We start from the raw sequence: 17,298 nt of genomic DNA, 5'->3' as shown, positions 1-17,298 counted from the left end.
TGCCGTATGCGATATCCGTATGTGGGTTGCTAGGTTGGCATCATGATGGGTACGGAGGAGCTCCTCAGGCTCACGGTGTCCGCGCTGATGTCGCGGACGGGGGAGCGGCAGCAGGATCTTGCCGCGGCGCTCGGGCAGTCCCAAGCGCAGGTGTCGCGCAAGCAGCGCGGGCAGCAGCACTGGTCGTTGGAGGACATCGACCTGCTCGCCGCCCACTATCGCCTCCAGGTCCTCGACCTCCTGGCCGGACCCACGCACGCGGTAGGCGTTCTGCACGGCGCCGTGTCCGGCCTGCGCCCGTCCGGCGAACCGGCCGTCGTGACGGCGCCGCTGCCGTCACCCGTCGCGCCCGCGGAGCAGCTGCCCAGGACGGCCGCACCGTACGCCCCTGATGGCACCGAGGTCAGCCGCCCTCTGCCCCGGCCGACGGAGGAGCATGCCCCGGAGCCGGAGCCGGAGCCGGAGCCGGAGCCGGAGCCTCAACCTAAACCTCAGCCTCAGCCCCGCCCCGAGCCGCACCCCCAACCGCAACCCCAGCCCCAGCCCCAACCATGCGTGCTCTGTGGTCAGCCCGCCTTGGACGATGTCGACGGCTATCCCCAACACCTCGACCCCGCCGAGTGCGCGGCCGCCATCGCCGCCGCGAGCGCGCCACAGCCTGACCCCACCCCCATCCCCAGCCAAACCGCCACCCCCACCCCCACTCCGGCCGTCGATCGCACCCCCGCCCCAGCCCGAGATCGCACCCCCGCCCCCACCTCCACCCCCACGTCCCGCCTGACCACCACCCCCGGATACGCCTCCGGCACCCTCGTGGAACAGATCACCGACCGGGTCCACGAAGTCCTCGACGAGCACGCCGGCGACGTCGACGCCGCGCAGGCCGCGCTGATCAAGTCCGCGATCCCGGACGTGATGGCTCTTCTGAAGGTTTCGAGGGTCGGTGGCCGCTACGAGCATTCCGAATTCCCGCCGACGCAGGAAATCCTGAGGAAGAAGTCCCAGAAGGGTGCGGACGAGATCTGGGAGGGGCGTCCGAAATGGCGCAATACCGAGCTTCTGGCGGCGGCGAAGCGGGGTGAGCGGATCGAGGTGACGGCGCTCGACATGAATGCCGCGTATCTGTCGGCGCTCAAGGCGTGGTTGCCGATCGGCCAGCTCCGGGAGGACACCAGCGGGGTCCACGACCCGAAGAAGGCGGGCGTGCACCTGGTCACCCCGGCTCCGTGGGACCACACGGACCTGCCGAACCCGCTGGGGAACCGTATGGAGCCGGGCGAGTTGTGGGTGAGCGAGTCGACGCTTCGTCTGCTGCTCGACTGTGCCCGGCAGGGCCTGGCCGAGGCTCCCGTGATGCACCGCTCGCTCGTCTCGGGGGCTTCCGAAGGGCTGCTGGAAAAGCTGCGGCGTGCTCTGGCGGAAACGCGGAAGACGGCTCTCGCCGAGGGCGACGAATTGACCGTGGCCTATGTGAAGGCCATGTACTCTAAATTCGTGTCCACCATCGGCGAGTCCAGTGCGAACCGTGAAATTCGCCGGCCGGACTGGATGCACATCATCCGGGCGAAGGCGTTCGCCAATCTCTGGATGAAGGCCAACAAGGCCCGCAAGGCCGGACTGCAGGTCGTGGAGATCTCGGGTACGGACGAACTCCACGTCGTGGGCGACTGGCGTGCGGTGTTTCCGGAGGGCAGGGACCTGAACGAGGTCAAGGAGAAGTCGACTTACGTGCTCGGAGGTAAGCGCTGATGACCGGATCTCCTGACCTGTGGTCCCGCTGGGGCGAGTGGCAGAAGGCCGATGCCCGCGGACTGAAGGGCGGCGAGGCCCTGATCCTGGAGCTCAACAGAGTCGTCCACGCCTCCGGCATCGTCTCGCCCGTCACCTCGAAGCGCGGCCTCGCCGCCCGGCTGCGCTACCTCGACAGCCCGGCCGGCCGCTCCGCACTGTCCGAGCAGGGCGTCACGTCCCGCACCCTGCGGTCCTGGACCCGTGGCAAGGCCGTCCCGTCGACGGCCAGCCGGGAGCGGATCGACGCCGCCTACTGGGCCCGGCGCCGCGAGAACCTGATCAAATCCGGCTGGCTGACACGCCATCTGGACAACGACGGCCGGGGCAGCCGCATGGAGATCTACCCCGTCGACCAGAGCCACGTCGAAGCCAGGTACCAGCGCCCCAACATCAGCCGGCGGTCCATCACCGTCCGGTACATCTGGAGCGACCTCGTCGACGCCTGGGCCACCCGCAACCAGAACCTCATCGACGAGATCTGGGACGACGTCATCTCCGACCTCGACTCCGACTACGCCGCCTACGCCTACGTCTCCGCCATCGGCATCAGCGCCTGACCCCCGAAGCCCGCGTCCGACCGACGTCCGACCGACGGCGGACCACGTCGGACCGACGTCCGGCCGACGTCCGATCTACGCCCGATCGACATCCGATCGACTCTGCTCCTCGGCGGCGGAGGTCGCGGCCAGCCGGCGCAACCCGTCCTCGGCAGGGCTGTCGGGGGCGGCGGACAGCACGATCAGTTCCAGGCCCGCATCGCCGGGCAGGGCGAAGTTCTCCTGGTGCAGTTCCAGGAGGCCGACGAGGGGATGCCGGTAGGCCTTGCGGCCGTGGGTCCGGGCGCGGACGTCCGCGCGGGCCCAGAGGCGGCGGAAGCGTTCGCTGCGCATGGAGAGCTCGCCGATGAGGGAGGCGAGGCGGGGGTCGTCGGGGTGCTCGCCGGCGGCGAGGCGGAGGTGGCCGACGACGTCGAGGGTGCACGTGTCCCAGTCGGCGTAGAGGCCTTCGTCGGCTTCTTCGAGGAAGAGGTGCCGGGCGATGCTCAGGCCCGGCAGCGGTCGGCCGTACAGGAGCGCGGCGAGGTGGTTCCCGGCGAGCACGTTCAGACGGTGGTCCATGATCAGGGCGGGTGCGTCGGTGACGAGGTCGAGGACGCGCCGCAGTTCCGGCCGGACGCGCCCGCTCGGCGCCTTGGCGCGGCGGCGGTGCTGTCGGGACAGCCGGTGGAGATGGCCGCGTTCGGTCTCGTCGAGGCCGAGGACGCGGGAGAGGGCGTCGAGGACCTGCTCGGAGGGCTGGGTCGCGCGGCCCTGTTCCAGTCGTACGTAGTAGTCGACGCTGACTCCGGACAGATGCGCGACTTCCTCGCGGCGCAGCCCGGCGACCCGGCGGCGGCTGTCGGTGGGGATGCCGACGGCCGCCGGGTCCACGCGGGCACGCCGGGTTCGCAGGAAGCCCGCAAGATCGTCCATGCCGCCAGTATCGCCGCGCCGCCGCCCGTGAACCTGGCCCTGCCAGTACCAGGAAGTCCCGTCCGACGGAAGAGCCGCCCCTGAACGCCCAGAGCCGCGACGCCCAGGATCGAGGGCATCCGATCCGAAGGAGTTCCCGTGAAGACGCTGATCGTCTACGCCCACCCCGAGCCGAAGTCGCTCAACGGCTCGCTGAAGGACCTCGCGGTGGCCACACTCGAAGCCGCCGGGCACGAGGTACGGGTGAGCGACCTGTACGCGATGAACTGGAAGGCGGTCGTGGACGCCACGGACTACGGCCCCGACGCCTCGGACCCGCTCAAGGTCGCCCTCGACTCGGGCCGGGCCTTCGACGCCGGCACTCTCACCCCGGACGTCCGCGCCGAGCAGGAGAAACTGCTGTGGGCCGACACCGTCATCCTCCAGTTCCCACTGTGGTGGTACGCGATGCCCGCGATCCTGAAGGGCTGGGTGGACCGGGTGTTCACCTACCACTTCGCGTACGGGGTCGGCGAGCACAGCGCCACCAAGTACGGCGATCGCTTCGGCGAAGGCACCCTCGCGGGCAGGCGGGCCCTGCTGTCGGTGACCGCCGGCGGGCCCGAGCCGCACTACGCCGCCCGCGGAATCAACGGCCCCATCGACGACCTGCTCTTCCCGATCCACCACGGCATCCTCTACTACCCGGGCATCGAGGTACTCCCGCCGTTCGTCCTCTACGGCACCGACCGCATGACCCGCGACGACTACACGGACGCCGCCAAGGCATGGGAACAGCGCCTGCTCACGCTGGACTCGACCGAGCCGATCGCCTTCCGGCGCCAGAACTTCGGCGACTACGAGATCCCGTCCCTCCACCTCAAGGAAGGCCTGGAGCCCCAGGGCCGCACGGGCTTCGGCCTGCACGTACGCGACTGACTCAGCAGATGTCGCGGTACTCCACATCCGGAATATAGGAGGCCCATTCGTCGCGCGTCAGGGCACCGAAGCGCGTGCACAGGTCGCCGGCCAGGCGCTCGGGGTCGAGGGAGTGCGTACGCGGGCGCGTGTTGCTCCCCTGGACGTGCAGCGACGGGCCGTCCGCCGAGAAGGCGAGGCTTCGCACGTGGTCGCCGCTCGTGGGAAGGGGCGAGCCGATCGCGGCGCGCGTCGGGACGTCCCACAGCCGGACGCCGCCCGCGCGGGTCCCGGCGGCGAGGGTGCGGCCGTCCGGGGAGAACGCGAGCGCGGTGACGGAGACCGGGCTGCCGTCGGGCCCCTCCGGTTCCCCGGCGACGAGGACGCCCAGTGGGGATCTCATGGCGCCGTCGTACAGCAGGATCCGGCCCGACCCGTCGGCGACGGCGAGCACGTCGCCGCCGCCGCCGTACGCCATGGCCTCCCCGATGTCCCGTTCCGTGTGGTCGCGCAGCAGCCGGCCCGTGCCCAGGTCGACGACCGTCCCGTCGTTGAGGGCCAACAGCGGCAGGAGCGGGTGGAGCGCCATGCGCGTCGCGGCGCTGCCTTCCCGGAACGGCGTCAGCCGCCTGGAATGCGTGAGGTCCCAGGCCTCCGGCGAGAGGACGCCGTACACCACGGGAACTCCGCGCGCGTTCGCCACGGCGAGCGCGCCGGGCGGATCCTGGCCCCGACGCAGCGGCACGTCGGCCGCCGGGCGGCGGGCGTCCACGTCCCAGACGGCGACGCGGGGATTCGTCGTGCCCCTCGCCGTGCCGTCGTCGTCGACGATCGACGGAACAGGGGTGAAGGCGAAGAACCTGCCGTCCGGACTGAACGCCGCAACGGAGCCGGGCGTCCGGCCGGGAACGTAACCCACGCTCGGAGTCGTACCGAGCAGGCGGCCGGACCCCATGTCCCACAGCTCGTAGGAGATCTCGCCGCTCCTGCTCCTGGGCACTGCCCGCACGCGCCCGGTGGGGCTGAGCAGGGAAGGAGGGTGCTTCGCGCCGTCCCGGGGCGCACCGAGAACGTCCCGTGCGTTCAGGGTGCGCACGGTACGCCCTCCCACACCCAGGTAGCGGATCACCCCGGCGGCGACATCGATCCGCACGCTGTACGGCTTGTCCTGCGGGGAGACAGGCAGATTCAGCGGCATCATCCCGTCCCACTCGTCGTACCGCGCCGGACGGTCGGACGCGCCGGGGGCATTGCGCCACAGCAGGAGCCGGTCGTTCGTGACGCCCACGACGAACCGGGAGTCCGCACTGAAGGACACCTCGGTGAGCCCCCGCTGCGCCAGCTCGTCCATCGTGTCTCCGGTGACCGTGTCGATGCGCTCGACTCCCTGATCGCGCAAGGCGGTCAGCGTCCTGCCGTCCGGACTGAAGCGCAGAGACCCCGGTCGGCACGTGGGGCGGATCGCCTCGCGAGGAACGTCGAGCGCCTTGAGGGGAACCCGCCGGCCACTGGGGACACGCCAGATCTCGACCCGGACGCCCGTTCCGCAGCGCGCCACCAGACGGCCGTCACGACTCAGGGCGACCGCGCCGTCGCCATTCTGCGCACCCCGCAGCGTCAGCAGCGGCCGCTTGCCGGACTGGTCCCACACCTCCGCGTGGTCCCCCATCGCCAGGGCGACCCGGCGACCCTGCTCGGACATCGAGATGTCCCGGACGAGATGTGTCACGCGAACGGGAAGCGTGCGACGCGTCCCGGCCGGCACGTTCCACAACGTGAGACCGCCCGCGTCGGCGACATCCGCGGCCCAGCGGCCGTCCGGACTCCACGCGGGCAGTCCGGGAAACGAGGCGTACAACTCGTCGTCGCGCGGATCACCCGAGCTGAACAGGGTGGTCAGGCCGGGCACTTTGTACGAGCCCGTCCTGGCACGGGTGGCGGTGTCCCAGAACTGGACGCGCTCGCCCTCCTGGATCCGTACGACCCGGCCGTCCGCGCCCATCGAAGCGTGCGCCGTCCCGCTGACCGGGACCGGCGGCGTGAAGCCCTCCTCGGACCGCTGACCCAAAGCCGCGACGAGCGTGGAGCGCGTCTCCTGCGTCTGCGCGAGCCGCCAGGCCGCGATGCTGAGCCGTCCGGCGAGCACGGGTTCGGTGGCCCGCAGACTGCCGGCCACGGTGGTGGTGCGGCGCGCAGCGTTCTGCGTCCGCTGCTCGTCCCCGGCACGGTTCTGCTGCACGGCGATCACCGTCCCCAGCACCGAAAGGACCACCAGGAGGCTCAGGGCGCCGGTGACGGTGCGCCGCAGCCTGATCCCTGACCGCCGGGCCTGCACGCTCCGGGACAGGAAGTCACGCTCGTCCGGAGTGAGCGCGCCCGCGTCGCCGCCGGCGGGCGCGAACGCCTCGGCGGCCGCCTTCAGCCCCGAGCCCCGCAGCAGCGCCCCCCGATCCCGCCCCAGCGACCTCCACACCCCGGTCGCCTCGGTCAGCCGGCGATGGAGCCGCAGCCGGTCCCGGTCCTCCTCGATCCACCGCGCCAGCCGAGGCCAACCCGCGATCAACGCCTCATGGGCCAGATCGACGTGATCCTCATCGAGAGTGACGAGGCGACCCCGACCGAGGTCGTCCAGAACACCGGAAGCCTCCGGCCCGAGGCCCTCCAGCTCCGCCCGCGCGGTCGGCCGCTTGGTGTCCGGAGTACCTTCCCCCGGCGTGATCAGCCGCAGGATCACGCTGCGGGCCACGGCCCTCCGCCCCTCGTCCAGCCGCGCGTACGCCTCCTCCGCGGCCTGCGCGACCGAACCCCGCAGCCCTCCCGCCTGCTCGTACGCCGCCGACGTGAGCGTACGACCCTGCCGTCGCCGCCACGTCTCCCACAGCACGTGCGACAGCAGCGGCAACGCGCTCCGCTCCGCGGCCACCGCCTCCAACAGGCGTGCGGTCAAAGCCCGTTCCACGACCATGCCCCGCACCCGAGCCGGCCCCGTGATCACCTGCCGCAGCTCCACCTCGGTCATCGGACCGACCGGCAGCGCCGCCTCCCGCATCACCACCGCCAGATCCGGATGCTCAAGACACCGGGCGTAGAAGTCGGCCCGAATCCCGAGCACGACACGCACCCTGCTCTCCTCCGACCGCGCCCTCAGCACCATCTCCACGAACGCCCGACGTTCCCCCGGATCCGCGCACAGCGTGAAGAGCTCCTCGAACTGGTCGACGATCACCCACGTCTCCCCCTCACCGGCCGCCGCCGTGAACGCGGCCCCGTGCCGCGCCACGGGATGCGCCCCGGGGGAGAGAACGCGCACCGCCGCGGGACGGTGGCCTGCGGTCATGGCCCCGGCCCTGCCCTCGACCTTGGCTCCACCGCCCTCCCCGGGCCCGGCCTCGCGCCGCAGACGGGGGATCAGACCCGCCCGCAGCAACGACGACTTGCCGCTCCCGGAGGGACCGAGCACGGCGACCACACGACGGGCCCGCGTCAGAGCCAGAAGATCGTCGCTCAGCGCGTCCCGCCCGAAGAACAGGTCCTCGTCACCGGGCTCGAACCGAGCCAGACCCCGGTACGGCGACGGGGCGTCGTCCATCTGCTCGCGCGCCGCCAGTTCCTCGGACACGGCATGCCAGCGGCCCTCCCACTCCTCGGGGTCCGCACCACAGGCCGCCGCGTAGGCCCGTACGACCGCCAGTGAGGGCAACTGCTCACCCGCCGCCGCCCGCGACAGCGTCGCCACCGAGTAACCGGCCCGGCGCGCCATCACGGCGTACGTCGGCCCACCCGCCTCCCCGCGCAGACGGCGCAGGTCATGCGCCAGTCGTGCCACGGGACCCTGCTCCGGATCGAGCGGCTTCTCCTGACGCCCCACACCCCACCCCCGTCCCGCCAGCAGACTCCTGGCGCCCCCTGACCCGCCGCCCCGCACTCAACAGGTGCCGGGGCGTGCCCGACAAGACGGTTTCACGTCGTACGACAGTTCCGGGGCGGATTGTTTCGTCGCCCGGACCGGGCTGCACAACAACCCACCACCAGCAAAGACTTGAGGCAACGGGGCCCCGAAGGCCCTCACACGGAGAGGACCATGTCATGCCGCTGAGCGACGACGAACTCCGCATCATCGAAGAGAACCGCCGACGCGCCGAACAGGAGCACGCGGACTTCCAGGCCAAGCAGGAGGCCGCCCGCCAGGCCCGCCTCGCCGAGGAGGAGGCCCGCCGCCGCGCGGAGGAACGCCCCCACTCCGGACCCACCTGGTAGCGCACCGCTACAGCCCCGCCCTTCGGCTGGCGTGACCGGCTGCACCGAGCGCGGCCGAGGGCGGGGTCTGGGACGGGCGGGGCGCGGGAGGGGCGTGGGACGGCGGGGCGTAGGAGGGCGGGTCGTCGTGGAGGGGGGTCGGGCCAAGAAGAGAGAGCCGTCACGGCTGCCGCGATTCGGCTGTGGCTCCGCTCACGCACTGTGAGCGGAGACCGCTGTCATCACCCGCCTATACGCTGCGAGTGATCCACGACCAGCTGATCGGAAGACACGATGACGCGCACCCCCAGACCGTCGGTCGACGCGATACTCGCCGCACTTCCCGAACTCGCCCCCCACGCGCGCGACGCAGTCGTGCTCCACCCCGAGCGGGCAGAGCCGGACTGCCGGACCAGTTCGATCGGCGGACCCCTGCTCTGGCCGAGCGATGAACCCTGGCCCGCGTGCTCACTGCCCGACGCCGACAGCCCTGCCGGCGTGCCTGCCACGGCCATGGTGCCGGTCGCACAGATCTTCCAGCACGACGCACCGGGCTCCTGGTGGCCCACGGGCGCCGACCTTCTGCAGATCCTCTGGTGTCCCAACGAACACGGGGATCCTCCGGCCCAGCAGGCCGACTGCAGCCCGGTGATCGAGGTCCGATGGCGTCGGGCCGCTGACGTGACCGGCCAGTTGACGACCCCGCCGCCTCCCTCGCGCTATGACGAGGACGGCTACCTGCCCCAGGCATGCGCCGTCACCGCCGAGCACGTGACCGACTTCCCGTTCCGTGACGAACTCCCCGCAGAACTCCGTCCGCGGCTGGAGGAACTGGTCCGCGAGACCGGCGACGGCGGTGACGTCATCACTCGCCTCGCCGGCTGGAAACTCGCCGGCTGGCCCACCTGGCACCTGACGCAACCCACAGTCATTCCCTGCGGTGACTGCGGCACGGCCATGACGCTCCTCTTCACCGTGGCCAGCGACGACGAGACAGGGGTAGTCGTCGGCCGGTGGGGAGACCTGCGCATCTTCAGCTGCCCCTCCGACCACCGTCACGCCTTCCAGGTGGACCTGCACTGACCTCGGGCCGGCCCATCACAGTGTGGCGGGTACAGCCACCCGTCGACGGCCGATCCACTTTCGACGCACGGCCTAGAACGAGTTCTTCCGCTTGTCCGCTGTGAGACCACGGAGCGTCCAGAGGCCGTACAGGGCGAGCAGCGGTTTGACGGCAATCCACTCGCCCAGGCGGTAGTCGTCCGCCCGCACGAGCCGCTCGGCAAGATCAGGTCGTCGGCGTCGCAAGTACGCGCGGGCCTTCAGCGCGTGAGCCGGCTGGGAGACGATCTTGATGCGGTCGGCGTCCTCGATGAGCGGGATGACGTTCGTGACGTTCTCCCACGTCGTCCCGCTCCGATCTTCGAGAACCACAGTGCCGTCGAACGCGAGCACCGACGTCGCGTAGTCGGCCATCAACCGGGCCTCCGCCACGGCACCGCCGATCGCACCACCACTGAAGACCACACGAGTCCCACGCGAGCCGTCCGCGGCGGCGGAGCGAAGCCCGGCACGAACGCGCCAGCGATTGACGACGTTCGCCGCCGCCTGCGGGTTCCGAAACCCGAGTACGACGACCACCTCGACAGCCCCCTCACCACTCCCCAAGAGGGCTCGGGACCAACGCCAATTCACCCACTCGCTCCAGCCCAGGACCGCCACCACCACCGCCCCGGCCACCACCACTCCGGTCCTCCGTCGCATGCGGCGACTCTAGAGGACCTCTGCATCGAGGCACCGGCAGCGAAGGCCAAGGCCTGGCTCGCGATGGGTTCAATTCGTGAAGCCCGAACCCCCGAAGCCCGAACCCCCGAGGCCCGAACCCCGAACCCCGAACCCCGAAGCTCGAACCCCCGAACCCACCGCCAAGGGCCGTCTTTCACGTCGCAGCCGTGCTGGCCCCTGGGAGCGCTAGGCAAGGGGCAGTGGGTCGAGGGTGAGTTCCCAGTGGTGGCGGCTCTTGTCGATGGCGAGGAGGAGGGGGCCGTTGGGGATGCGGACCTTCTCCTTGACGCGGCGGCCGTTCCAGGCGTGGACGAGCTGTTCGGCGGGGCGGCGCAGGTCGTCGGGGGTGTCGCCCTGGTATTGGTTCAGTTGGAACCAGCCGCTGTGGGGGTCTTTGGCGTGGACTTTCAGGTCGGCGGCGGTGCCTGTGTGGACGAAGATCTCGCGGCCGCTGCCCTGGATGGTTCCGGGGCCGATGGGGAGGGCGGCGGTCAGGGGGAGGAGGGTGAGTTCCCAGGTCCCGGACTGGCGCACCTGCAGCTTGAGCGGGCCGCCCTTGCGCGGGGGATTGAGCAGGGCGCGGCCGTAGTGGTCGGGCAGGTCGTTGCAGAAGACGTCCGTGGAGCGGCCGGTGATCTGGACGCTGAGGAAGCGGTACTGCGGTCCGACCCGGGCTTCGAGGATCACCGGTGCCGAGTCCTGGGGGAACGGCAGGTCCACCGTGACCGTCTTCGCGCCCTTGCCGCTGAAGACGAGCGGCTCGAAGTGGAAGAGGCCGGCGCCCCAGGAGGGCATGGCTCCCGGGGTGACGAGGGTGGCGGCCGGGGTGGCGATGGGTGAGGTCTGCTGTACGGGCACAGGTACGGGCACAACTACGGGCACAGCGATGGGCACCGGCTTCACCATCGGAGGCACGCTCACCCCTCCCGGCGCCGAGCCCGACTTGCCTACCCCCTGCAGCGCCGCAGGTCCCGACGGCGGCGGTGTAACCGAGGCGGTGGGCGGGAGTGGTGATGCCGCCGGCGCCGGGGCCTGTGTCACCTCGACTCCGAAGTCCGTCGCCAGCCCCGCCAGGCCGGAGTCGTAGCCTTGGCCGACCGCGCGGAATTTCCAGGCGCCGTCGCGGCGGTAGAACTCCCCGAGGACGAAGGCGGTCTCGCTGGAGGCGTCCGTGACGTCGTAGTGGGTCAGGATGGTGCCGTCGGCGGAGGTGACCTGGGCGTACAGGCCGGGGACCTGTCCGAAGGTGCCGTCGTCGCAGGAGCCGGCGACGAGGACGCGCTGAACGGCCGGCTCGATGCGGGGGAGGTCCAGTTCCAGCCACTCGGCGAACTGGCCGGCGCCTTCGCCCGTGCCGACGTGGCGCACGGCGCCGGACGGGTGGGCGGGCTGGCCGTGGAAGACGATGTCGGCGTCGCCGCGCACCGTGCCGGCCGCGTCGAGCAGTACGGCGGAGGCTTCGACGGCCGGCACGCCGGGCGCTTGCTGCCGGCCCACGGCGATCCGGAGCGGGGCCGTCGGGACGGGGACGTTGGCGCCTTTGGCGAGGTGCGTCATGGGGCCCATGGTGACAGTGGACGTGGTGTGAAGAAAAGATCTTCGCGACCTAGGTGGGCGTTTCGGCGGGATCGCGCCCCAGGATCACACCTCACCCCCGCGCCGGATCAACGCACCCGTGCAGGCCCGGTCGGCCTCCAGGAGGTCCGGAGAAGCCCCTCCCGCCGACACTTCGAAGCCTCGCCCTTGGCAGCGAACCCTCGGTCAATGTTCAGGAGTTGAGCGCATGAGGGGTTGACTGGGGTCTCCCGCCTCCATAACTTCACACCTTGATGTAAGCCTTGCCGCCTCGCGGTGCGGGCGGCGGGCCGGGTTCGTCGGTCCGCGGTGCCGACGTGGGCGGTCCACAGCGAAGGGGCTGTCAGGTGCATTACAGTTCTTGGTTGTTCGAGCGGCGCGGCGGGGCGCGGCGCCGACGACTTGCCGCACTGGTGAGCGGCGCGCTGCTCGCGAGCGGTCTGGTCATGACCGGTCCCGGCGTCGCGCAGGCGGCAGGTGAGCGCGTCGACGTGTGGCTGACCAGTACGTCCGATGCGGGAGGCCGCACGGTGACGCGGGGGCTCGCCCCGCAGCCGGCAATCGCCTTCGGGCCTGCCGGTGGCAGCGCGGGCCACACGGTCAGCGTCGACGAGGGCACCACTTACCAGCAGTTCGAGGGCGGTGGGGCGTCCCTCACGGACACCACCGCGCACCTCCTGCGGGGTGGCGCGGTGAGCGCCGCCACCCGCGACGACGTGATGCGCAAGCTGTTCTCGCCGACGGAGGGCATCGGGCTGTCCTTCGTCCGCAATCCGATCGGCGCCTCCGACCTCTCCAGGCCGGGGAACGTCTCGCTCGACGACACCTGTTGCGACCTCTCCGACTTCGGAGCGAACGGGTACGACACGAACGTGCGGCTGCTCACGACCCAGGCGAAGCAGCTCAACCCGGCCCTGCGGGTGAAGGGGGTGCCGTGGAGCGCCCCCGGGTGGATGAAGGACAACGGCCGGATGGACCAGATGGGCTGGCTGAAGTGGGAGTACTACCCGCTGTACGCCCAGTACCTGGTCAAGTACGTCCAGAGCTACCAGGCGGCCGGGGTCAAGGTGGACTACCTCTCCGTCCAGAACGAGCCGAACTGCTGCCAGTCGGGCAATCCCACGGCCATGAACTATCCGGGCATGAGCTGGAACCCCGCCGGGCTGGTCGAGTTCACGAAGAACCACGTCTACCCGGCCTTCCGGGCCGCGGGCATCACGACGAAGGTCCTCGTGCACGACTGGAACTACGGCGACTACGCGAACTTCGGCGCGGCGGTCCTCGACGACGCCGGCGTGCGGAACGATCCTCTCTTCGGAGGGATCGCCTGGCACGGCTACGCCGGTGACCCGGCCGTCGGCAGCCAGGTCCACACCCAGTACCCGTCGGTGCGGCAGTTCAGCACCGAGCACTCAGGCGGCACGTGGATCACGAACCAGCACAACGAGGACCTGAAGGACATCGTCAGCTACGCCCGCAACTGGAGCAGCAGCCTGGTGAAGTGGAGCTTGGCCGTGGACCAGAGCATGGGCCCGCACAACGGCGGCTGCGGCACCTGCACCGGACTGATCACCGTCCAGAACGGCGGCGCGCGCGCCGGGCAGGTCGACTACACGATCGAGTACTACACGACCGGACACCTCACGAAGTTCGTCCGGCCCGGCGCGTACCGGATCGCGTCGACCGACGACGCCGGCCTCCCGAACGTGGCCTGGCGCAACCCCGACGGCTCGAAGGCCCTCATCGCCCACAACGCCGGCGGCTCGGCCCAGTCCCTGCGCGTCGACTGGGGCGGCCAGTCCTTCACGTACACCCTGCCCGCCCGTACCACCGCCACCTTCACCTGGTCGGGCACGACCGGCGGCACCCCGCCCACAGGCCCGATGACCGGCCTGGCCGGCAAGTGCCTCGACGTGGCCGGCGCGGCCAGTGCGGACGGCACCCCGGTCCAGCTCTACGCGTGCAACGGGACCACGGCGCAGCGCTGGACCCTCGCCGCCGACGGCACCGTCCGGGCCCTCGGGAAGTGCCTCGACGTCTCCGCCGCCGGAACCGCCGACGGCACGAAGGTGCAGCTCTACACCTGCAACGGGACCGGCGCGCAACGCTGGACGTACGACCCCGGGACACACGACGTCGTCAACACGGCGGCGAACAAATGCCTGGACGTCACGGGCAACTCCTCGGCCGACGGCACCCGCGCCCAGATCTGGACCTGCACGGGCGGCGCCAACCAGAAGTGGACCCACCAGGCGTCCTGAACAACCCTTCCTGACCCAGCCGTCCTGACGACCCGGCCGTGTCCTGACCCAGCCGTCCTGAACCGGCCGTCCTGACCCAGCTGTCCTGAACCGGCCGTCCTGAACGGGCCACATCCACCCGCACCGCACCTCCGAGGAGCCCGCATGCCGCACCCGCGCCATCGAAGAAGGGCGAGCGCCGCCGCGCTCGCCGCCACCGCAGTCCTCGCCGGACTGCTCGCCGGAGCCGTGCCCAGCGCCGCCGCGCCCGCCGCCGACGGAGACCCGGCGCCCCGCGCCGTAGACCGCTTCGAAGGCGAGGTCCCCTTCGAGGGACCGCCCGCCGAAGGCCTCTTCACCTGGGGCAGCGACACCGACGACCACCCCGCCCTCACCCTCGCCGAGCGCGCCGACGCCCCCGAGGGCGCGAAGGTCCTCGAAGGTGACTACGACATCAGCGGCTGGGGCGGATTCACCCACGACTTCGCCTTCGACCGGCCCGCCCAGGACTGGACCGCCCACAAGGGCATCCGCTTCTGGTGGTACGGCCAGAACACCGCCCCGTTGCCGCCGGGCTCCGGAAAGCGGATCAACTTCGAGATCAAGGACGGGGGAGCGAACGGCGAGGCGTCCGAGCTGTGGACGACGTCCTTCACCGACGACTGGGAAGGCTGGCACCTCGTCGAGATCCCCTTCTCCGAATTCCACTACCGCGCCGACTACCAGCCGGTCGGCGGCATCGACCAGGTCCTCGGCCTCGACCGCATGTGGGGGTACGCACTCACGCTGCCGACCGGTGCACCCGGCCGCTTCGCCCTCGACGGCGTCGAGCTGTACGGGAAGGCCGACCCCGCCCTGAACACCCGGGTCGTCACCGGGGCCGTGGTCCACCCCGTCACCGAGGGAGGCACCGCCCGCATCGACGTCTCGGTGGCGACCACCGGCTCCGCGCCGACCGGCGAGCCCGTCACCGTCACGTACACGACGGACGACAGCGGCCCCGCCGAACCGGGCAAGGACTACTCCCCGGTCTCCGGGACCCTGGAGTTCCCCGCCGGGACACCGTCCGGGACGACCCGCTCGATCACCGTGCCGACCCTGAAGGACCGGACCGGCGAGACGGCCGAGACGATCCCGGTCAAGCTGACCGTCGACGGCGCGAAGGCACCCGCCGAGACGCCGGCCGTCGTCGTCAACGCCCACGGGCTGCCCTACCTCGACAAGCGCCTGCCGGTGAAGAAGCGCGTCGCGGACCTCCTCTCCCGGATGACGCTCCAGGAGAAGGCCGGCCAGATGACCCAGGCCGAACGCAACGCGCTCCGCTCGCCCGGCGACATCGCCGGCTACGGCCTCGGCTCCCTGCTCTCCGGCGGCGGCTCGGTCCCCACCCCCAACACGCCCGAGGCATGGGCCCGCATGGTCGACGCGTACCAGCTGCGCGCCCAGGCCACCCGGCTGCAGATCCCGCTGATCTACGGCGTGGACGCCGTCCACGGCCACAACAACGTCGTCGGATCGACGATCATGCCGCACAACATCGGCATCGGCGCCGGACGCGACCCCGGCCTCGCCGCCCGCACCGGAGCCGTCACCGCGAAGGAGGTCCGGGCCACCGGCGTCCCCTGGGACTTCGCTCCCTGCCTGTGCGTGACCCGAGACGAACGCTGGGGCCGCTCCTACGAGGCCTTCGGCGAGGACCCGGCGCTCGTCACCGCCATGGAGACCGTGATCGACGGGATGCAGGGCGCACCCGACGGACGGGACCTCGACCGCGACGACAAGGTCCTGGCGACCGCCAAGCACTTCGTGGGCGACGGCGGCACCGCGTTCGGCTCGTCGACGACCGGCTCGTACACCATCGACCAGGGCGTCACCCGCGTCACCCGCCAGGAACTGGAAGCCGTCCACCTCGCCCCGTTCACCGAGGCCGTGAAGCGCGGCGTGGGCACGGTCATGCCCTCCTACTCGTCGCTCGACATCCTCGGCGACGAGCAGGGCCCCGTGAAGATGCACGCCAACGCCGAGATGATCAACGGCGTACTCAAGGACCGCATGGGCTTCGAGGGCTTCGTCATCAGCGACTGGCAGGCCATCGACCAGATCCCCGGCGACTACCCGAGCGACGTCCGCACCTCCGTCAACGCCGGCCTGGACATGATCATGGTGCCGACCAACTACCAGGACTTCACCCGCACCCTGGTCACCGAGACCGAAGCCGGCCGCATCCCCACCGCCCGCGTCGACGACGCCGTCGCCCGCATCCTCACCCAGAAGTTCCGCCTCGGCCTCTTCGAGAAGCCCTACGCGGACACCACCCACCTGGCATCCGTCGGATCCCCCGAGCACCGCGCCGTGGCACGGGAAGCCGCCGCCGCCTCCCAGGTGCTCCTCAAGAACGACGGCGGCGTACTGCCCCTCAAGCCGACCCAGAACGTGTACGTGGCCGGCTCCAACGCGGACGACCTCGGCAACCAGGCCGGCGGCTGGACCGTCACCTGGCAGGGCGCCTCCGGCCGCACGACCACCGGCACCACCATCCTGGAGGCCATGCGGAAGTCCGCCGCCCCCGGCACCACCCTCACCTACTCCGAGAACGCCACCGCCTCCACCACGGGACACGACGTCGGCGTCGTCGTGGTCGGCGAGAAGCCCTACGCCGAAGGCATCGGTGACGTCGGCAACGGCCACGACCTGGAACTCACCACGGCCGACAAGACGGCCGTCGACCGGGTCTGCGCCGCCATGCCCTGCGCCGTACTCGTCGTCTCCGGCCGACCCCAGCTCATCGGCGACCGCCTCCCCGCCATCGACGCCCTCGTGGCGTCCTGGCTGCCCGGCACGGAAGGCGACGGCGTCGCCGACGTCCTCTACGGACGTCGCCCCTTCACCGGCCAACTCCCCGTCACCTGGCCCAAGTCGGAGAACCAACTCCCCCTGAACGTCGGCGACACCCACTACGACCCCCAGTTCCCCTACGGCTGGGGCCTCACCACCCTCCGCAGCACCCCACAAGGCGGAGAACCGGCCCTGCGAGCCCTCGGCCTCGCCGCCCGGGCCCTCCAGACCGCCGGCCACGGCGACTCCGCCGCCGCCCGCCAACTCGTCGGCCGAGCCCGCCTGATCGTCCAGAACCGCATCGGCCAGAACCTCTCGGAACCCGTGTCCAAGCCCTTCGCCGCAGCAGACCACCTGCTGCTCAGCGGTGACCCGGCCGGCGCCATCGGCAAGCTCACCACAGCCTTCCGCGCGGCGAGCTGACCCACCCCGAATCCGCCGATCCCGGCCCCGCCGCCCATATGGGC

The 17,298-nt window shown here is 71.1% G+C and carries 11 protein-coding genes; 7 read left to right on the top strand and 4 right to left on the bottom strand.

Features of this window, described 5'->3' with window-relative positions:
- Positions 1-42 precede the first annotated feature (42 nt).
- Both ACFCY7_RS07280 and ACFCY7_RS07275 read left to right on the top strand, forming a co-directional pair.
- Positions 43-1,749 (top strand): acyltransferase, encoded by a 1,707-nt coding sequence (locus ACFCY7_RS07280; protein WP_376482128.1) that lies wholly within the window; start codon positions 43-45, stop codon positions 1,747-1,749.
- The gene (locus tag ACFCY7_RS07275; protein WP_376482126.1) at positions 1,749-2,348 is read left to right on the top strand and encodes a hypothetical protein; all 600 of its coding nucleotides are present in this window, start codon (positions 1,749-1,751) and stop codon (positions 2,346-2,348) included. Before ACFCY7_RS07280 ends, ACFCY7_RS07275 begins: the two co-directional genes overlap by 1 nt.
- 75 nt (positions 2,349-2,423) lie before the next feature.
- Here ACFCY7_RS07275 and ACFCY7_RS07270 read toward each other — a convergent pair whose 3' ends face one another.
- A complete protein-coding gene (locus tag ACFCY7_RS07270) occupies positions 2,424-3,263 on the bottom strand; it encodes a helix-turn-helix transcriptional regulator (protein ID WP_376482124.1) in 840 nt (279 codons plus the stop codon).
- Between the two features lie 138 nt (positions 3,264-3,401).
- Between ACFCY7_RS07270 and ACFCY7_RS07265 the strand changes: the two genes are divergently transcribed.
- Entirely contained in the window at positions 3,402-4,181 is a 780-nt protein-coding gene (locus ACFCY7_RS07265; protein WP_376482123.1) for an NAD(P)H-dependent oxidoreductase, read from the top strand.
- A gap of 1 nt (position 4,182) precedes the next feature.
- On the opposite strand, the gene ACFCY7_RS07260 is transcribed toward ACFCY7_RS07265, so the two are convergent.
- Positions 4,183-7,986 carry a helix-turn-helix domain-containing protein gene (locus ACFCY7_RS07260; protein WP_376482122.1) on the bottom strand — a complete coding sequence of 1,268 codons (3,804 nt, stop codon included), beginning with the start codon at positions 7,984-7,986 and terminating at the stop codon, positions 4,183-4,185.
- A 260-nt stretch (positions 7,987-8,246) separates the two neighbouring features.
- On the opposite strand from ACFCY7_RS07260, the gene ACFCY7_RS07255 reads away from it, so the two are divergent.
- Positions 8,247-8,417, top strand: a complete 171-nt coding sequence (locus ACFCY7_RS07255) for a hypothetical protein (RefSeq protein WP_376482121.1) — start codon at positions 8,247-8,249, stop codon at positions 8,415-8,417.
- Between the two features lie 273 nt (positions 8,418-8,690).
- Entirely contained in the window at positions 8,691-9,479 is a 789-nt protein-coding gene (locus tag ACFCY7_RS07250) for a hypothetical protein (protein WP_376482119.1), read from the top strand.
- Between the two features lie 72 nt (positions 9,480-9,551).
- On the opposite strand, the gene ACFCY7_RS07245 is transcribed toward ACFCY7_RS07250, so the two are convergent.
- Both ACFCY7_RS07245 and ACFCY7_RS07240 read right to left on the bottom strand, forming a co-directional pair.
- Complete coding sequence (locus ACFCY7_RS07245; RefSeq protein WP_376482117.1) at positions 9,552-10,160, bottom strand: YdcF family protein; 609 nt, start codon at positions 10,158-10,160, stop codon at positions 9,552-9,554.
- Between the two features lie 207 nt (positions 10,161-10,367).
- Entirely contained in the window at positions 10,368-11,738 is a 1,371-nt protein-coding gene (locus ACFCY7_RS07240; protein ID WP_376482116.1) for a TerD family protein, read from the bottom strand.
- Between the two features lie 383 nt (positions 11,739-12,121).
- Here ACFCY7_RS07240 and ACFCY7_RS07235 point away from each other — a divergent pair, with 383 nt between their 5' ends.
- Positions 12,122-14,017, top strand: coding sequence for a ricin-type beta-trefoil lectin domain protein (locus ACFCY7_RS07235; protein WP_376482114.1), 1,896 nt, complete (start codon positions 12,122-12,124; stop codon positions 14,015-14,017).
- A 144-nt stretch (positions 14,018-14,161) separates the two neighbouring features.
- Positions 14,162-17,254, top strand: coding sequence for a glycoside hydrolase family 3 N-terminal domain-containing protein (locus tag ACFCY7_RS07230; RefSeq protein WP_376482113.1), 3,093 nt, complete (start codon positions 14,162-14,164; stop codon positions 17,252-17,254).
- Positions 17,255-17,298 lie beyond the last annotated feature (44 nt).

The organism is Streptomyces sp. NPDC056361 (assembly GCF_042262805.1).
Taxonomy (GTDB): Bacteria; Actinomycetota; Actinomycetes; order Streptomycetales; family Streptomycetaceae; genus Streptomyces.
Note: the sequence above shows the minus strand (reverse complement) of the source record. Positions and strands in the feature narration are given on the sequence as shown.